The sequence below is a fragment of the Streptomyces sp. IBSBF 3136 genome, assembly GCF_036815105.1.
Lineage (GTDB): Bacteria > Actinomycetota > Actinomycetes > Streptomycetales > Streptomycetaceae > Streptomyces.
Genome location: NZ_JAJSZC010000187.1, coordinates 1 through 15,984 on the forward strand (window position 1 = coordinate 1; position 15,984 = coordinate 15,984).

8 protein-coding genes are annotated in these 15,984 nt (G+C 71.0%); 4 read left to right on the top strand and 4 right to left on the bottom strand.

All coding sequences use genetic code 11. The annotated features are described in order from the left end of the window. On the bottom strand, positions 1 to 1,697 hold a 1,697-nt coding region (ctaD, locus tag V7E45_RS30485; protein ID WP_333777438.1), incomplete at its 3' end, for an aa3-type cytochrome oxidase subunit I. A 241-nt stretch (positions 1,698 to 1,938) separates the two neighbouring features. Further along, positions 1,939 to 2,748: a PIG-L family deacetylase gene (locus V7E45_RS30490; RefSeq protein ID WP_333777445.1), complete on the bottom strand. Its 810-nt coding sequence runs from the start codon at positions 2,746 to 2,748 to the stop codon at positions 1,939 to 1,941. Between the two features lie 420 nt (positions 2,749 to 3,168). Between V7E45_RS30490 and V7E45_RS30495 the strand changes: the two genes are divergently transcribed. The 4 genes from V7E45_RS30495 to V7E45_RS30510 all read left to right on the top strand — a co-directional run bounded on the left by V7E45_RS30495 (position 3,169) and on the right by V7E45_RS30510 (position 13,890). Then, positions 3,169 to 11,397: a type I polyketide synthase gene (locus V7E45_RS30495; RefSeq protein ID WP_333777439.1), complete on the top strand. Its 8,229-nt coding sequence runs from the start codon at positions 3,169 to 3,171 to the stop codon at positions 11,395 to 11,397. Positions 11,398 to 11,572: 175 nt separating this feature from the next. Then, on the top strand, positions 11,573 to 11,935 hold the full coding sequence (locus tag V7E45_RS30500; protein ID WP_333777440.1) for an antibiotic biosynthesis monooxygenase family protein: 363 nt from the start codon (positions 11,573 to 11,575) through the stop codon (positions 11,933 to 11,935). Between the two features lie 174 nt (positions 11,936 to 12,109). After that, a complete protein-coding gene (locus tag V7E45_RS30505) occupies positions 12,110 to 12,277 on the top strand; it encodes a hypothetical protein (protein WP_333777441.1) in 168 nt (55 codons plus the stop codon). A gap of 1,163 nt (positions 12,278 to 13,440) precedes the next feature. Beyond that, positions 13,441 to 13,890, top strand: coding sequence for an SPW repeat protein (locus V7E45_RS30510; RefSeq protein ID WP_443056290.1), 450 nt, complete (start codon positions 13,441 to 13,443; stop codon positions 13,888 to 13,890). 155 nt (positions 13,891 to 14,045) lie between these two features. On the opposite strand, the gene V7E45_RS30515 is transcribed toward V7E45_RS30510, so the two are convergent. Both V7E45_RS30515 and V7E45_RS30520 read right to left on the bottom strand, forming a co-directional pair. Further along, a complete protein-coding gene (locus V7E45_RS30515; RefSeq protein ID WP_333777443.1) occupies positions 14,046 to 14,579 on the bottom strand; it encodes a DUF488 domain-containing protein in 534 nt (177 codons plus the stop codon). Positions 14,580 to 14,968: 389 nt separating this feature from the next. Then, entirely contained in the window at positions 14,969 to 15,904 is a 936-nt protein-coding gene (locus tag V7E45_RS30520; protein WP_333777444.1) for a class I SAM-dependent methyltransferase, read from the bottom strand. Between the last annotated feature and the right edge of the window lie 80 nt (positions 15,905 to 15,984).

A 15,984-nucleotide genomic window follows, 5' to 3' on the forward strand; every position in this document is an offset into this window, starting at 1 on the left:
CTGGTGGGGAGGTGGGCTTCGTGTTCGTTCATGGCGATTTCGGGGTGGTGGAGGTCGAAGGCGGGGGATTCGCTGCGGATGCGGGGGAGGGTGATGAAGTTGTGGCGGGGTGGGGGGCAGGAGGTTGCCCATTCGAGGGAGCGGCCGTAGCCCCAGGGGTCGTCGACGCCGACGGGTTTGGCGTAGCGGGCGGTTTTCCACACGTTGTAGAGGAAGGGGAGCATGGAGAGGCCGAGGAGGAAGGAGCTGATGGTGGAGATGGTGTTGAGGGCGGTGAAGCCGTCGGCGGCGAGGTAGTCGGCGTAGCGGCGGGGCATGCCTTCGGCGCCGAGCCAGTGTTGGACGAGGAAGGTGCCGTGGAAGCCGATGAAGAGGGTCCAGAAGGTCATTTTGCCGAGGCGTTCGTCGAGCATTTTGCCGGTCATTTTGGGCCACCAGAAGTGGAAGCCGGTGAACATGGCGAAGACGACGGTGCCGAAGACGACGTAGTGGAAGTGGGCGACGACGAAGTAGGAGTCGGAGACGTGGAAGTCCATGGGGGGTGAGGCGAGGATGACGCCGGTGAGTCCGCCGAAGAGGAAGGTGACGAGGAATCCGGTGGCCCACAGCATGGGGGTTTCGAAGGAGAGTGATCCGTTCCACATGGTGCCGATCCAGTTGAAGAATTTCACTCCGGTGGGTACGGCGATGAGGAAGGTCATGAAGGAGAAGAAGGGTAGGAGGACGCCGCCGGTGACGAACATGTGGTGGGCCCATACGGTGGCGGAGAGGCCGGCGATGGAGATGGTGGCGGCGATGAGTCCCATGTAGCCGAAGATGGGTTTGCGGGAGAAGACGGGGATGACTTCGGTGACGATGCCGAAGAACGGCAGGGCGATGATGTACACCTCGGGGTGGCCGAAGAACCAGAAGAGGTGTTGCCACAGCAGTGCGCCGCCGTTGGCGGCGTCGTAGACGTGGGCGCCGAATTTTCGGTCGACTTCGAGGGCGAAGAGGGCTGCGGCGAGGACGGGGAACGCGAAGAGGACCAGTACGGCGGTGAGCAGGACGTTCCACACGAAGATCGGCATGCGGAACATGGTCATGCCGGGGGCGCGCATGCAGATGATGGTGGTGATGAAGTTGACGGCGCCGAGGATGGTGCCGAAGCCGGAGAAGGCCAGGCCCATGATCCACATGTCGGGGCCGAGTCCGGGGGAGCGGACGATGTCGGAGAGCGGGGTGTAGGCGAACCAGCCGAAGTCGGCGGCGCCCTGGGGGGTGAGGAAGCCGCCGACGGCGACGAGGGAGCCGAACAGGTAGAGCCAGTAGGCGAACATGTTCAGGCGGGGGAAGGCGACGTCGGGGGCGCCGATCTGCAGCGGCATGATCCAGTTGGTGAAGCCGGCGAACAGCGGGGTGGCGAACATCAGCAGCATGATCGTGCCGTGCATGGTGAAGAGCTGGTTGTACTGCTCTTTGGAGACGATCTGCAGGCCGGGGCGGGCGAGTTCGGCGCGGATCAGCAGGGCCATGACGCCGCCGACCAGGAAGAAGATGAACGACGTGGTCAGGTACAGGGTGCCGATGGTCTTGTGGTCGGTGGTGGTCAGCCACTTCACCACGACGCCGCCGGGCTGTTTGCGCCTGAGGGGTAGTTCGTCGGCGTAGGCGTCCTCGACTGCCGCGGAGCCCTGGGGGTCGTTGAGGATGCTCACAGGTGGTCCGTCTCCCGAAAGGTGTGCGTGGGTCCGCTCGCGCCGTCGCGCCGGTCACCGGTCATCCTCGCGGTGCGGGAGCCGGACGGGGGCCCCAGAAGGCCCAGGCACGGCCGATCGCATGACGGATACACCCGGACGGAGCAGCCTCAGCGTGTCGCGGACGGGAGACAGAGCCCGTGCATCCCGTCGACGGCCCCGCCAGGCATGAGGATGCGCAGGGCCGTCGCGGGTGGGCGGATCAGCGCAGTCCGGCGAAGAGGTCGTTCTCCGGCACGGGAGCGTCAGTGGTGTCCCGGACCCGTACGAAGGTCTCGACGCCCATCAGCTCGGTGAACCTCTTCTGGCCCATCTTGAGGAAGAAGATGTTCTCGCCCTGGCTGGCGTGCGCGGCCAGCGCGTCGAACTTCTGGCCGCCGAACGCGCTGGTGTCCACCCAGGTGGTGATCTCGTCGTCGGGGAGCCCGATCTCGGCCATGGTGGCGGCCTCCTCGGGGTCCGGCTCCTCCCAGTCCCCACCGAACTCGCGCATGACCTCCCCGAAGCGCTGCATCATCGAGCGGGGTGCTGTCGTCCAGTACACCTTCGGTGCCTGCTCGGTCATCTCCAGGGCCGCCATCGTGATGCGGTTCGCCTGGATGTGGTCGGGGTGGCCGTAGAAGCCGTTCTCGTCATAGGTGACGACCACATCGGGCTGGTAGCGGCGCAGGAGTTCCGCAAGCCGGGCAGCGCCCTCCTCGACGGGCGTCCGCCAGAACGATCCGGGGGCGTCGTTGGTAGCCCAGCCCATCATTCCCGAGTCGGCGTAGTCCAGCGTCTCCAGATGACTGACTTTCAGGACCTCGCAGCTGGCTTCGAGTTCCTGACGCCGCATCGCGGCGACGGCTGCCGGATCGTGCCCGGGATCGCCGGGCTTCACGCCGCCGGGACCGTCACCGCAACCGCCGTCGGTACAGGTTACGAGGATCGTGCGGATGCCCTCCGCCGCGTAGCGGGCGAGGACGCCGCCCGTTCCGGTGGCCTCGTCGTCGGGGTGGGCGTGCACCGCCATGAGCGTAAGGGGTCGGTCGGTAGTGGTCATGGAACAGTCCTCCTGTGGGAAAAGGTCTCGGTCCGAGTCTGCGGCAGACGCAGCCGGAACCGTCCTGACATCGGTGGCGGAATATCGGGTGGCGGGATATCGGGTGGCGGGGCGCATGACGGGCCCGAGGGCTTGATTCCGGAAGCGGACGAGTCTTGCCCTCTCCGATTCCATGCCCGCGCGGCGCCGGTCCCTCGGCTGGTGCAACAGCGCTGACCCGACCGGCTGTTCCCGCCCTCACGGAAACGTGTCCAGAGTCCGGTGGGGAACGGGCTGGTCCAAGAGAGCCCGGGAGCGCGTCCGGGGCGGCCCGGCGCCGCGCCGCCCCGGGGAGCACCGGTCGACTGACGTACTGTTCTCGCGACCAGTGTGCGATCAAAAGGGGTGGAAATGCCTGCAGTCCAGGCCGAGTTGGTGCGTGCGCTGCCGGACACCTTACGGCGGCACTCGGCCCGGCTGGGAGGCAAGACGGCCTACCGTGACGCGCGTCGGGCCGTCACCTACCGGGAGCTGGAGGAGCGTACGGGCCGGCTGGCCGGGCATCTCGCACACCTTGGAGTACGGCGCGGGGACCGCGTGGCCGTCCACCTCGGCAACCGGGTGGAGGTGGTCGAGGCCTGTCTGGGTGTCCTACGGGCGGCGGCCATCGGCGTGCTGCTCAACACCGCAGCTCCTGAGGCCGAGTTGGCGCACTTCCTTGACGACAGCGGTGCCGGCGTCGTCATCACCGAGGCGGAGCTGTTGCCGCTGGTTCTCCCGCTGGTGTCCGCCCGGCCCGGGACGCGTGTGATCGCCGTCGGCCAAGCGGGTGCGGCGCGGGACGTGCTCGACTTCGAGGACCTTATCGGTACCGATCCGGGGCGCCCGCCTCACGATGATCTCGGCCTCGACGATCCAGCCTGGATCCTCTACACCTCGGGCACCACAGGGGACAGCAAAGGTGTCGTCTCCACACAGCGTTCCGCACTCTGGTCGGTGGCGGCGGCCTATGTACCGGCGTACGGGCTGGGGGAGCGGGACCGGCTGCTGTGGCACCTGCCGATGTTCCACTGCTACGCCCACTCGCTGTGCCTGCTCGGAGTCGTCTCGGTCGGTGCCGAGGCGTATCTGCTGGAGCGGGGCGCGAACGTCGTCGAGGCGCTCGCGGCAGAGCCGTTCACCATGGTGGCAGGAGTGCCCGCCACCTACCGTCTGCTGCTGGACTCGCTGCGGCGGGCGCCGGGCACCGTGCCCTCCTCCCTGCGGGTCTGCGTCACGGCGGGCGCACCTTGTCCTGGAGAGCTGAAGGCCGAAGTCGGCCAGGTGCTCGGCGTCCCACTGCTCGACGGCTACGGCTCGACCGAGACCTGCGGCAAGATCGCCGTCGACCGGCTCGACGGGCCTCGCGACGAGGATTCCAGCGGCTGTCCGCTGGAGGGGCTGAGCGTCCGGTTGGCCGACCCGCCCACCGGTGTCGAGGTCGCCGACGGGGCCGAGGGGGAGATCTGGATCTGGGTCCGCGGCCCGGGCCTGATGATCGGCTACCACAACCGCCCTGAGGCCACGGCCGAGGCGTTCACCGACGGCTGGTACCGCACCGGGGACCTCGGTCGGCGCCTGCCGCACGGCTCTCTGCGCGTCACCGGCCGGGTCAAGGAGCTGATCATCCGGGGTGGTCAGAACATCAACCCGTCCGAGGTCGAGCAGGCGTTGCTCGCCTGCCCCGGCGTCATGGACGCGGCCGTCGTGGGCAGAGCGCACGACGTCCTGGGCGAGGTGCCGGTCGCCCTGGTCGTCCCCGGACCCGACGGCGTCGACACGGCGCGGGCGCTCGAGATCTGCCGTGAGCGGCTGTCCGGGTTCAAGGTGCCGGACGAGATCTACGAGACCGAATCCGTCCCCCGGACCCCGTCAGGGAAGATGATCCGGGCGGCGCTCGGCGAGCAGCTGGCGCAGCGACTCGCGGCGGAGCGGCACACCGCCTCGGCCGAGTTTCGCGCGCGTCTGTCGGCCGCCCCCGACGCCGTCCCTGGCCCCGTGCCCGACGCCGCCCTCGATCGGGCGCCCGACGCCGCAGTCGGCCGGCTGTCTGGCGCCGTCGTCGATCGGGTGCCCGACGCCGTCCTCGACCTCGTGCTCGAACACACGGCGCGGACGGCCGGCACGCCCTCGCGGAGCATCGACCCCGACCAGCCGTTCACCTCGCTCGGGCTCACCTCGCTCGGAGGTGTGCTGCTGCGCGACCGGCTGGGCACCGCGGCCGGTCTCGATCTGCCCGCGACGCTCGTGTTCGACCACCCCACCCCCGCCGCGGTGGCACGGCTCGTGCACGACGCGCTGCGCGGCGAACGCGGCACCCAGACGACCACCACGTCCAGCGCCGAAGCTCCTGCCGAGCCCGGTGAGCCGATCGCCATCGTCTCCATGGCCTGCCGATATCCGGGCGGAGTGGAGTCCCCGGAGGACCTGTGGAGGTTGCTCGCGGACGGCACAGACGCGACCTCCGACTTTCCCGCGGACCGCGGCTGGGACGAGGCCGTACTCCAGGACCCCGATCCCGACCGGCTTGGCACCTCCGTCACCCGCAGGGGCGGCTTTCTGCACCGGGCCGCCGACTTCGACGCCGCGTTCTTCAGCATGTCGCCCCGTGAGGCCCTGGCCACCGACCCTCAGCAGCGGCTGCTGCTTGAGACCGGCTGGGAGTTGCTGGAGCGGGCGGGCCTGGACCCGTCGGGGCTGCGCGACAGTGACACCGGTGTGTTCGTCGGTGTCATGCACAGCGACTACGCGGGGCGTCTGCTGCACCAGGCAGGGCACGAACTGGAGGCCCATCTCGCCCTCGGATCGGCGGGCAGCGTGGCCTCCGGCCGCATCGCGTACACCCTGGGCCTGCGCGGACCGGCCGTGACCGTGGACACGGCGTGCTCGTCGTCGCTGGTGGCGATCCACTCGGCCGCGCGTGCCCTGCGTGACGGTGAGTGCTCGCTGGCCCTCGCCGGCGGCGTGACCGTGATGGCCTCACCCGCGCCCTTCCTCGCGTTCAGCCGACTGCGGGCCCTCGCCCCGGACGGCCGGTGCAAGCCGTTCTCCGCCGCGGCGGACGGCACCGCCTGGGGCGAGGGTGTCGGCCTGGTCCTGCTGGAGCGACTGTCCGACGCGCGGCGCAACGGCCATACCGTGCTGGCCGTGCTGCGCGGCTCCTCCGTCAACTCCGACGGCGCCTCCAACGGCCTGACCGCACCCAACGGCCCCGCACAGCAACGGGTGATCCGAGCGGCCCTGGCCGACGCGGGCCTCTCGCCCGCGGCTGTCGACGCCGTCGAGGCGCACGGCACCGGCACCGCCCTCGGCGACCCGATCGAGGCCCAGGCGCTGCTGGCCGCGTACAGCCCTGGCCGGCCCGCCGAACACCCCTTGTGGCTAGGCTCGTTGAAGTCCAACCTCGGCCACACCCAGGCCGCGGCGGGAGTCGGCGGCGTCATCAAGACAATCTTGGCGATGCGGCACGGCGTCCTCCCGCGCACCCTGCACGCGGACGAGCCGTCGCCCCGGGTCGACTGGGCGTCCGGCGCCGTACGCCTGCTGACCGGACCGGAGGAATGGCGGCCGCGGGCCGGGCGACTCCGCCGGGCCGCCGTGTCGGCGTTCGGGATCGGCGGAACCAACGCGCACGTGATCCTGGAGGAGCCCGGGACGACGAGCGCCGTCACCCAGACGCCCCACCGCCGACAGGCCACGCCCCCGCTGCTGCTCTCCGCGGCGAGCCCGGCCGCCCTGCGGGCCCAGGCCGAACAGACCGCCACGGCCCTGCGCGAGCGTCCCGAACTCGACCCGCTGGACGTGGCGTTCACCCACGCCACCGCCCGTGCCGCGCTCTCTCACCGAGCAGCGCTCGACACCCACGACCGCAAGAACCTGCTGCGCGCCCTGGACACCCTCGCCACCTCGGCCGAGCCGCACGCCACCGGCCCGGCCGGCCGGCTCACCCTGTCGTTCACCGGTCAGGGCGCCCAACACACGGGCATGGGTAACGAGTTGTATGCGTCCTTCCCGGTGTTCGCTGCCGCCTTCGACGCCCTGTGCGAGCGCTTCGACGCCCAGCTGGAACGGCCGCTGCGCTCGGTGATGTGGGAACTGGACGCGGGCAGGCTGCTGGACCGTACCGACTTCGCCCAAGCCGCCCTGTTCGTCTTCGAAGTGGCCGCGTTCCGGCTGCTGGAGTCCTGGGGCGTGCGGCCGGACTTCCTGGTCGGGCACTCCGTCGGCGAACTGGCCGCGGCCCACGTGGCGGGAGTCCTGCCCGAGCAGGACGCGGTGCGTCTCGTGGCCGCCCGAGGGCGGTTGATGCGCGAACAGCCCGAAGGCGGGGCCATGGTGGCGCTGGACGCCACCGAGGCGGAGGTGGCACGCCGCCTCACCGACGGGGTCGCCATCGCGGCCGTCAACGGCCCGCGCGCGGTGGTCGTCTCCGGCGTCGAGGAACCTGTCCTCACACTCGCGGCCGAGTTCGCCGCGCGTGGGCGCCGTACCAGCCGTCTGCGGGTGAGCCACGCCTTCCACTCCGCGCTGATGGAGCCGATGCTCACCGAGTTCGGGGAAGTCGCACGTCAGTTGACGTATCACGAACCGCGCATCCCGGTGATCTCGGGACTGACCGGCCGACCGGCTGCCGCCGACGAGCTGCGCTCCGCCCACTACTGGCTACAGCACGCCCGGGAGACCGTGCGCTTCGAGGACTCCGTGCGGTGGCTCGCGGACGAGGGCCGGGCGACGGCCTACGTCGAGATCGGTCCGGACGCGCACCTCACAGCCCAGACCACGGCGAACCTCGACGGCTCGGGCGGTTGGCTGCTCTGCACGGCCATCGCCCGCCGCGCCGCCACCGAGCCGGAACCGCAGACGCTGTTCGCCGCGCTGGGCCGGGTGCATGTACACGGCCTGCCGGTGGACTGGCGGCGGGTCTACGGGGACGGTGACGCCCGCCATGTCGCGCTGTCCACCTACCCCTTCCAGCGACAGCGCTACTGGCTGGCCGGCACCACCAGCAGCGCCACGGGCGCCGCCGAAGCCGGGGCCGGGTCCGCTGACGGCCATCCGGTGCTCACCCACGCGACCACCGTGCCCGGCACGAACCGCCTGCTGTGCGGCGGGCTGCTGTCCGGGGCGGCCCAGCCATGGCTGCGCGAGCATGCCGTCGCCGGACACACACTCCTGCCCGGGGCCGCGTTCGCGGACCTGGTGCTGCAAGCAGGCGACGCCTGCGGTCTCGACGTACTGGAAGAACTCGTCCATCTGGCCCCGCTGCGGCTGCCCGCCGCCGACCGGGACCGGATCCAGGTACAGGTGGTCGTGGGAGAGCCGGACGGCACCGGCCGCCGTACCGCCGATGTGTACAGCCGGCCCGAGGACGGCGGCGCGTTCGGCGCCTGGGTCCACCACGCCACCGGGCGACTCGGACCCGCCACCGGGACAAGGCACCCCGCGGCGGTCGTGCCGACGGCGTGGCCGCCGCCGGATGCCACCGCCGTGGACCTCACCGGCTCCTACGAGCGACTGGCCTTGGCCGGATACGCATACGGACCGGCGTTCCAGGGCGTCAGGGCCCTGTGGCAGCGCGGCGAGGAACTGTTCGCCGAGATCGGCCCGGTGGTGGGGGAGCAGGCCCGACGCCACGCCGTCCACCCGGCGCTGCTCGACGCCGCCCTGCACGCCAGGCTGCTCACCGGCCCGCCCGCCGACCAGACCCGTGTGCCGTTCGCCTGGCGAGGGATGACGCTGTACGCGAGCGGGGCCACTCAGCTGCGCGCACGGATCAGGACAACCGGCCCGGACACGGTCCGCGTGGAACTCGCCACCTCCACCGGAGCGCCGGTCGCCGTCGTGGAATCCCTGGTCACGCGTCCTGCCCCGCAGACGGACGTCGCGCCGGTCAGAGACCTGCACCGACTGCGCTGGACGCACCTGCCGGTCCCGGAGCAGGGTGCACACCTGTCGGTGGTGTTTCCCGACGACCTGGACCTGGCCGGGGCGCTCTCCCACGGGGACATGGTGGCCGAAGGGGAGCCCGATGCCGTTGTGGCTTCCCTGTCCGCCGCCACCACGGGCAGCGCCGATCCGGCCGCCGCCGCGCAAGCGCTCGCGTCCCGGGCCCTGGAAGTGGCGCGGACGCGACTCGCCGGTTCCGCAAGGCTCGTCGTGGTGACCCGAGGTGCCGCCGACGAGGCACCGGACCTGCCGGCGGCCACGGTCTGGGGACTGCTGCGGGCCGCGCAGGCGGAGTATCCCGGGCGCCTCACGCTCGTGGACGTGGACGGCACGCCCGAGTCGCTGCGTCTTGTACCCGCTGCCGTAGCCACGGGGGAGCCACAACTGTCGATCCGTGAGGGCCGGTTCGGCGTGCCCCGACTGACGGCCGTCGAACCCACCCCAGCAGGGGCATCGACCGCAGCCGAGGCGTCCCTGGGTCGAGGCACAGCCGAGGCCTCCTTGGGTCGAGGCACCGTCCTGGTCACCGGTGGCACGGGGTCCCTCGGCGCACTGCTGGCCCGGCACCTGGTCGTCCGCCACCGCGTGCGTCGTCTGCTGCTCGTCAGCAGGCGTGGACCCCAGGCACCCGGTGCGCGGGCACTGCAGACCGACCTCGAACAGGCGGGCGCACAGGTGGACCTGGTCGCCTGCGACTTCGCCGAGCACACACAACTCCAGCAACTGCTGACGAAGTTCGGGACCGAGATCACCGCCGTGGTGCACACGGCCGGGGTCCTGGACGACGGCGTACTGGAGGCGATGACGCCGGAACGCCTGGCATCCGTCTGGAAACCGAAGGCCGACGCGGCCTGGCATCTGCACGAGCTGACGAAGGGCCTGCCCCTGACCCACTTCGTCATGTTCTCGTCCGCGGCCGGCCTGCTGGGCAACCCGGGCCAGGCCAACTACGCCGCTGCGAACTCCTTCCTGGACGCCCTCGCCCGGCACCGCGCCGCGCTCGGCCTGCCCGCTCTCTCACTCGCCTGGGGGCCATGGGCCGACACGGACGGCATGGCGGCCCGCACCGGCCGGGTCCACGGCGGCGCGGTACGCCCCGTCTCTCCCGAGCAGGCCTTGGCACTCTTCGACGCAGCGCTGACCGGCACCGACCCGGTCCTGGCGCCACTGCCGCTCGACCGCACGCCCGGAGCACTGGCCGCAGGAACACCCCTGCCACCGCCGCTACGCGGACTGCTGCGCCCCGCTCGGCCGACGGTTTCGTCCGAACCGGCCGCGGACGGACACCCCGAGGGCATCGAAGGCACCTGGCGTCACCGGCTGGCCTGCCTGCCCCTGGCCCAGCGCATGACGGTGCTGCAGGACCTGATCCGCGCCGAGGTCGCCGCCGTACTCGGTCACACGGACCCGAGGGCCGTCGACCGCGGCTTCCCCGAACTCGGTCTCGACTCGCTGATGAGCGTGCTGCTGCGCAACCGGCTGAGCCTGCTGACCGGGGTACCGCTGGCGGCCACCGTCGTCTACGACAGGCCGAACGTGCAGGACCTCGCCGCCCATGTGTACGCGGAACTCAGCGCTGACCTGCCTGAAGCGCCGCGAGCCGAGCCGGACACGGACGTGCCAGAGACCGACGTGCCAGAGACCGACGTGCCAGAGACCGACGTACCAGAGCCGCACGAGCCGCGTGAGCTGGACATGAACCTGCCCACCGAAGCCCCGGCAGGGACAGCCACCCTGCCCCCCTCACCCGGCCACCTGCCCGCGCCCGCAGCCGCACCCAGACCCTCGCCCGCCCACCCCACGACGCGCGGCACGCGCGCCGGTCACACCCTGCCCGCCCTCTACCGCAAGGTCTGCGAGAGCGGCGACGTGGTCTCGGCCATGCACCTGCTGGTGACCGCGTCTCTCGCTGCGCCTTCCTTCGGCGGTGTAGAAGCCGACCGCCACGAGTTGTCGCCGCTGCGCCTGGCCAGCGGCGCGGGCGGCCCCGCGCTCGTCTGCGTTCCGGGCTTCGCCCCCGGGTTGGGGCGGCCCTGGCACGCGGGGCCAGCCGCCTGCTTCCACGGCGAGCGGGACGTCTTCGAGCTGCGGCACCCCGGAGTCGACGACGGAGACGCCGTGGCGAAGGACCTGCGCACGCTGGCCGGGCTGCACGCGGCCACGGTGCGGCGTTACCTCGGTGGCCGCCCGTACGTCGTCGTGGGCCACTCCATGGGCGGTACGGCGGCGCACGCGGTCACCGAACGGCTGGTGGCCGACGGTGATCCGCCGGCCGGACTCGTCCTGGTGGACTCGTACCACGTCACGCCGGACCGGGAGGCCGAACCCTGGCTGCTGGCCCTGCCCGCGCGGCTGCCCCTGGCCATGGGCGAACGGTTCGACAGTGAGGTGGACGACCTCACCCTGCTGTCGATGGGCGCGTACACCCGGATGATCCGCGCCTGGGAGCCGCAGTCGACGGGTGTGCCCACCCTCCTCGTACGGGCCACAGTGCCGTTGCCCGGCATGCCGGAGCGGTGGCGGTCGGCCTGGCCGGGCACCCATGACACGGTCGACGTCCCCGGCAGTCATCTGAGCATGCTCGAAGAAGACGCGCGCACGACGGCCGCGGCGGTACGCGACTGGATCGGAGCACTCGACGCGACCGCCGACTGACGTCTGCCGCCATGCCATTGTACGGAGAGGGGGCCACACAGCTGGAAGACCCGGCGGCCAAAGCGCCGAGCAACACCGGGCGTTGAAACAGGAACGCGCCGGCAGTCGCGCCGGACCGGGGCGCGGCAGACGGAAATCGCTCCCCTTCAGGGGGCGACGGTGTCAAGGTGGCGTCATGAGCGATCACTCGGAAGTGCCTGTCGCGCCGATCGAGGCCTTCGAACCCCCCTACTACGTCGCTGTCTTCACCACGGTGCGCACCCAGGACCAGAGCGGCTACAGCGAGACCAACGCACGCATGGAAGAACTGGTGAAGGACGTCCCCGGGTTCCTGGGGATGGACCACGCGCAAACTCCTGGCGGGCTGGGCATCACCGTCGGATATTTCCGCGACGCCGACGCCCTCACGCAGTGGCGCACCAACGCCGAACATCGCGCGGCGCAGAAGCGGGGGCAGGCCGACTGGTACCAGAGCTACACGCTGCATGTGGCGAAGGTGGAGCGGAGCCACGGGTTCACGCGAGCGCAGGAGTCGTAGGGCCTGCCCGTCGGTGCGTGTGTAGTGGCTGTGGCTGTGGCTGTGGCTGTGGCTGCGGTGGCGGTGGCGGTGGGCTGGGGTGCGGGGCCGGGCCTGCGCGGACGGTCGCCGTGTGGGGTCGCTGCTTGGGGGTCGTCGGGAGAGAGGCGGTCCGCGAACAGCGCGGAGAGAGTGGTGCTGCTGCCCGTCTGGTTCCTGACCTACCTACACGCCGGCAAGGCGTGGCCGGTGATGGTCAACGCCCGCACCAGCGAGGTCATCGGCGAGTGGCCGTACAGCGCGCTGAAGATCACCTTGGCGGTCGGTGGGCGGCGCGGCGTCGTCGGGCGATCTCGCCGGTGAGGGGGCTGTAGAGGTGGGAGACACTTCTAACGACGTGATTGATCGTTCACACAGTGTCACAGTCATCCTCGGTCCGGGTGGCTGCATCCGGTTGCGGTGAAGGGGGCGAATCAGAGTTAGGGCCCGGGCCGGTGTACCTGGGCGAGCGCCCGCGACTCGAGGGATACCGGGAGGCGGCGCGCTCCTGGGCCCCGTGCACGGCGGTGCGCGGGGCCCGGTCCGCTCCCTCGTCCCAGAGTCTGTCGACGGGGTGGTTCCTCGGGGCCGGTACGCCCCGGGGAACCCGTGGGGCTGGTTGGCTCAACCCCACTCCCTCCAGGTATCCCCCTGGCCGTGGCCCACACGTGCGGTGTTCGCGCGGGGTCGGGTGGTGGTTCACACGTGTCGGCGCGACGATCCCGGAGGCTTGAGCGCGCTGGAGGCGCCGGCTGGCCGGCGCGGGGTTGTGGGTGTGGATGTGTTCGAGGGCGCCGAGGACGACGGTACGTCGATATCAAGGGTGATGCCGCTGCAGTCGCCCGCGTCGGTGATCGCCGGGACGGTGTACAGGGCGCGGATACGGCGGCGACCGCGGCGCGGCCGGCTGTGGCGGCGGCGGGGTCGGGACCAGCCGTTATGTCGAGGACGAAGCGGGTCCATGGGTACAGGGCTATGGGCACAGGGCGGCCGGGCCGGTGACCAGGGCGAGGCGGTCGCGGTAGGCGGGAGTGAAGCCGGCGTGCGCTTCGAGGATGAGGGCGTCGCGCGGCGTCGGCGTCGCCAAGGGCGATGGCTTCGTGGATCAGGGTGCGTAGGACCTGCTGGCGGCCGCGCAGGTGGGTCTCCGTACGGTCGCAGGTACAGCTGCGGTGGCGGAGTGTGGAGGCGGCCGGGGAACCAGGCGGTGTCGGAGACGGGGGTCGGGGCGGTCACGACGGCGGAGGCGGGGATTCGCATCGGTGGGCGCGGCCGCTGTCCTGAGGACGGTATTCCTTGCGGCACTTTCATAGTGGCGAGAGGCCCCCTGCGGGGGAGGCGCGGTGGTCTCCTCGAGGGAGCTGAGCGGAGTGGAGCGAGGCTGCTTCAGACTGGTTCCTCGGCCTCGATTGGGTACCCGGATATTGCCAGGGATTTAGTACTCGTTTTCCGAGGTGAAAGAAATGACCACTTCTCCCAGGCCGTCCATGGAGACGCATCCCGACATCATCGACATGCGGATGCGGCATGAGATGGCCGAGCGTGCCACGAGCACTCCGCAAGGGCAGGCTGTCGGGATGCTGGCGTTCATCACCGGTATCTACCTGGCGGCGTCGCCGTGGATCTGCGGGTTCAACGGCATGTCGACCCTTGCCGTCACCAACCTCCTCGTCGGTCTCGCCTACGCCCTGCTGATGAGCGGCGGGTTCGGCCGTGCATATGAGCGGACCCACAGCATGGCGTGGGGCGCCTGCGCTCTGGGAGTGTGGACGATCATCGCTCCGTGGATCGTCGCGGGCAACGTGAGCACGACCAAGACCATCGTCAACAACGTCATCGTCGGTGCCGTCGCGCTGTCTCTCGCGCTGGCAGCCAGCGCGGCCGCCCGGGCGGCGGAGTCGGGGAAGGCGCGGGGAGGCATGCGAGCGGGCATGTAGGCACTTCGCCCACCGGTCGGCCGACCGGTGGGCACTCTGTGACCTGGGCGTGCCCTGAAGTGACCGTGTGCCCTTGAGGCGAGGCGGCCGGCCCCGGAATGAGCCGGCCGCCTCACGCGTGCCGGCCCCCTGCGGCCCACTCGGGGGAGTCTGTGTCACGGGTCGGGGCGGTCGTAGACGAGGAGGCCGTCCGGGCGCAGTCTGGCTCCGGGGGTGCGCGGATGCGGGGTGAGGCGTCCGTCGTGCATCAGGTGGCGGACCGGCACGCCGCGCGCGATGACGGCGAAGTCCGCGATCAGGCGCCGGTGGCATCGCCACCAGACCGCTTCGCGGCACATGATCGCCGTGCGGGTGTCCGCGGCCTGCCGCAGCAGTTGTCCCATCGCGGTGACGAACTCGGGGGAGCGGGTGTGCGCCGCGTAGCCGCGGAAGGAGTGGTTGTGCCAGAAGGTGTCCGGGCTGTCCGGCACCGGTTTGCGGAACCCGCCGAGGGCCGGCTCCCACCGGTAGGCGATGGCCGCCTGGGGCATCCACTCGGCGAGCCTGTCCCGTAGGACGTCGGGGTTGCGGCGGCTGCCCGGGGCGGTGCGCACGTCCACCACCGCCTGGATACCCGCCTGGCGCATCAGGTGGGTGAGTTGCTCGCGGTCCGCCGAGCTGTGCCCGAAGGTGAGCAGAGGTGTCGTCATGAGCCGCTCCCTTGCGCCGGAGTACGGATCAGCCGGGAAGTGCGGTGGGTGAAATGAGGTGATGGCACAGGCCGGTCAAAGCTGGGTACCCGGATATGCACGGATACCGATGGCGGAGCCACAAGACAGGAATTCCGGAAGAAGGCGATTCTCGTGAACACAGCGGGCGGAGCGGAAGAACTCTTTCCGTGGTTCGCCGTCATGTTCGCGAATTTGATCGTGGCCCTCGTGGCCATGCTGCTCGAGACCCGGCACCACTGACCGCTTGCGAGCGTCCGAGTCCCCGGTTCCTGTGCGCGTCATGCGGGGCCGACGACCGGCCGCCACGGACTGGCGGCCGCCGCCGCTCAGCCCGCCCTCAGGGGGAGGGCGTTGCCAGGCGAACAACGTCAGGCGCGCTCCGCGACGGCCACACGTCCTGACCGCAGGGACGCCCGCCTGTGTGCCGGGCCGGCGAAGGCGTAGGCGAGGGAGAGGAGATCGTCGTCCGACACCACTCGCAGGCCATGTTCCGAGAGCAGAGCGCCCATCTGCCCCGGCTGCCACAGCGAGCGCCATGGTTCACCCGAGGTGATGGAGCTGCCGAGCAGGCGAGTCAGGAGCCGCCCCGCGGCGACCCGTGCCGACGGCGCCTGGTAGTTGACGACGAGTGCGCTGCCCGGGGCGGTCCGGGCGGCGAGTGCGGCCAGCGTGGCGCGTACCTGCTCGCGCGTGAGGTAGGGGACGACGCCCTCCCACAGCCATGTGGTGGGCGCGGAGGCGTCGTGCCCGTGGGCGTCCAGCGCCGTACCGAGGTCGTCGACGGCGAAATCCACCGGCGTGAACCGCACGGAACGGGCGAGGACCGGCAGCCCGGTCGGCTCGCCTTGCCCGGCGGACGGGCCATCTCCCTCGCCGGGGGACCGGAGCCTCGACGCAGCCTCGGCGAGGCGGGCCCGCTTGTCCTGCTGGGAGGCCGGATGGTCGACTTCCCACACGTCGGTCTGCGCGAGTTCCGGCAGGCGCCAGGCGCGGGTGTCCAGACCTGCGCCGAGGATCACGAGCTGGCCGGTCGCATGTGTGCGCAGTGCCTCGTCGATAGCGATCGTCCGGGGCACGACGACCTCGGCGCAGGCCCGCACGCTTTCGTACCGGGTGCGTTCCTGCCGGCCCTTCGGCACGGCGGCCGTGCGTACCTCGTCGACGGCCGTGCGTTCGGCGTCGCGCAGCAGTTCGGCCGCCACCGGGTCGGAGAACCGGTCGGTGCCGGCTCTGCCGTGGGCGGCCGCCCGCCCCTGACACACGAGTACCGCCGTCCGGCTTGCCGTGCGCCCGCTGTCAGTCATGAGGCCGTATTGAACACCACGCCCCTCCTGCGCCGACTCCTCAGGTCGTTCGCCGGTCGTTTTCCGGCTGCGGGCGGGCG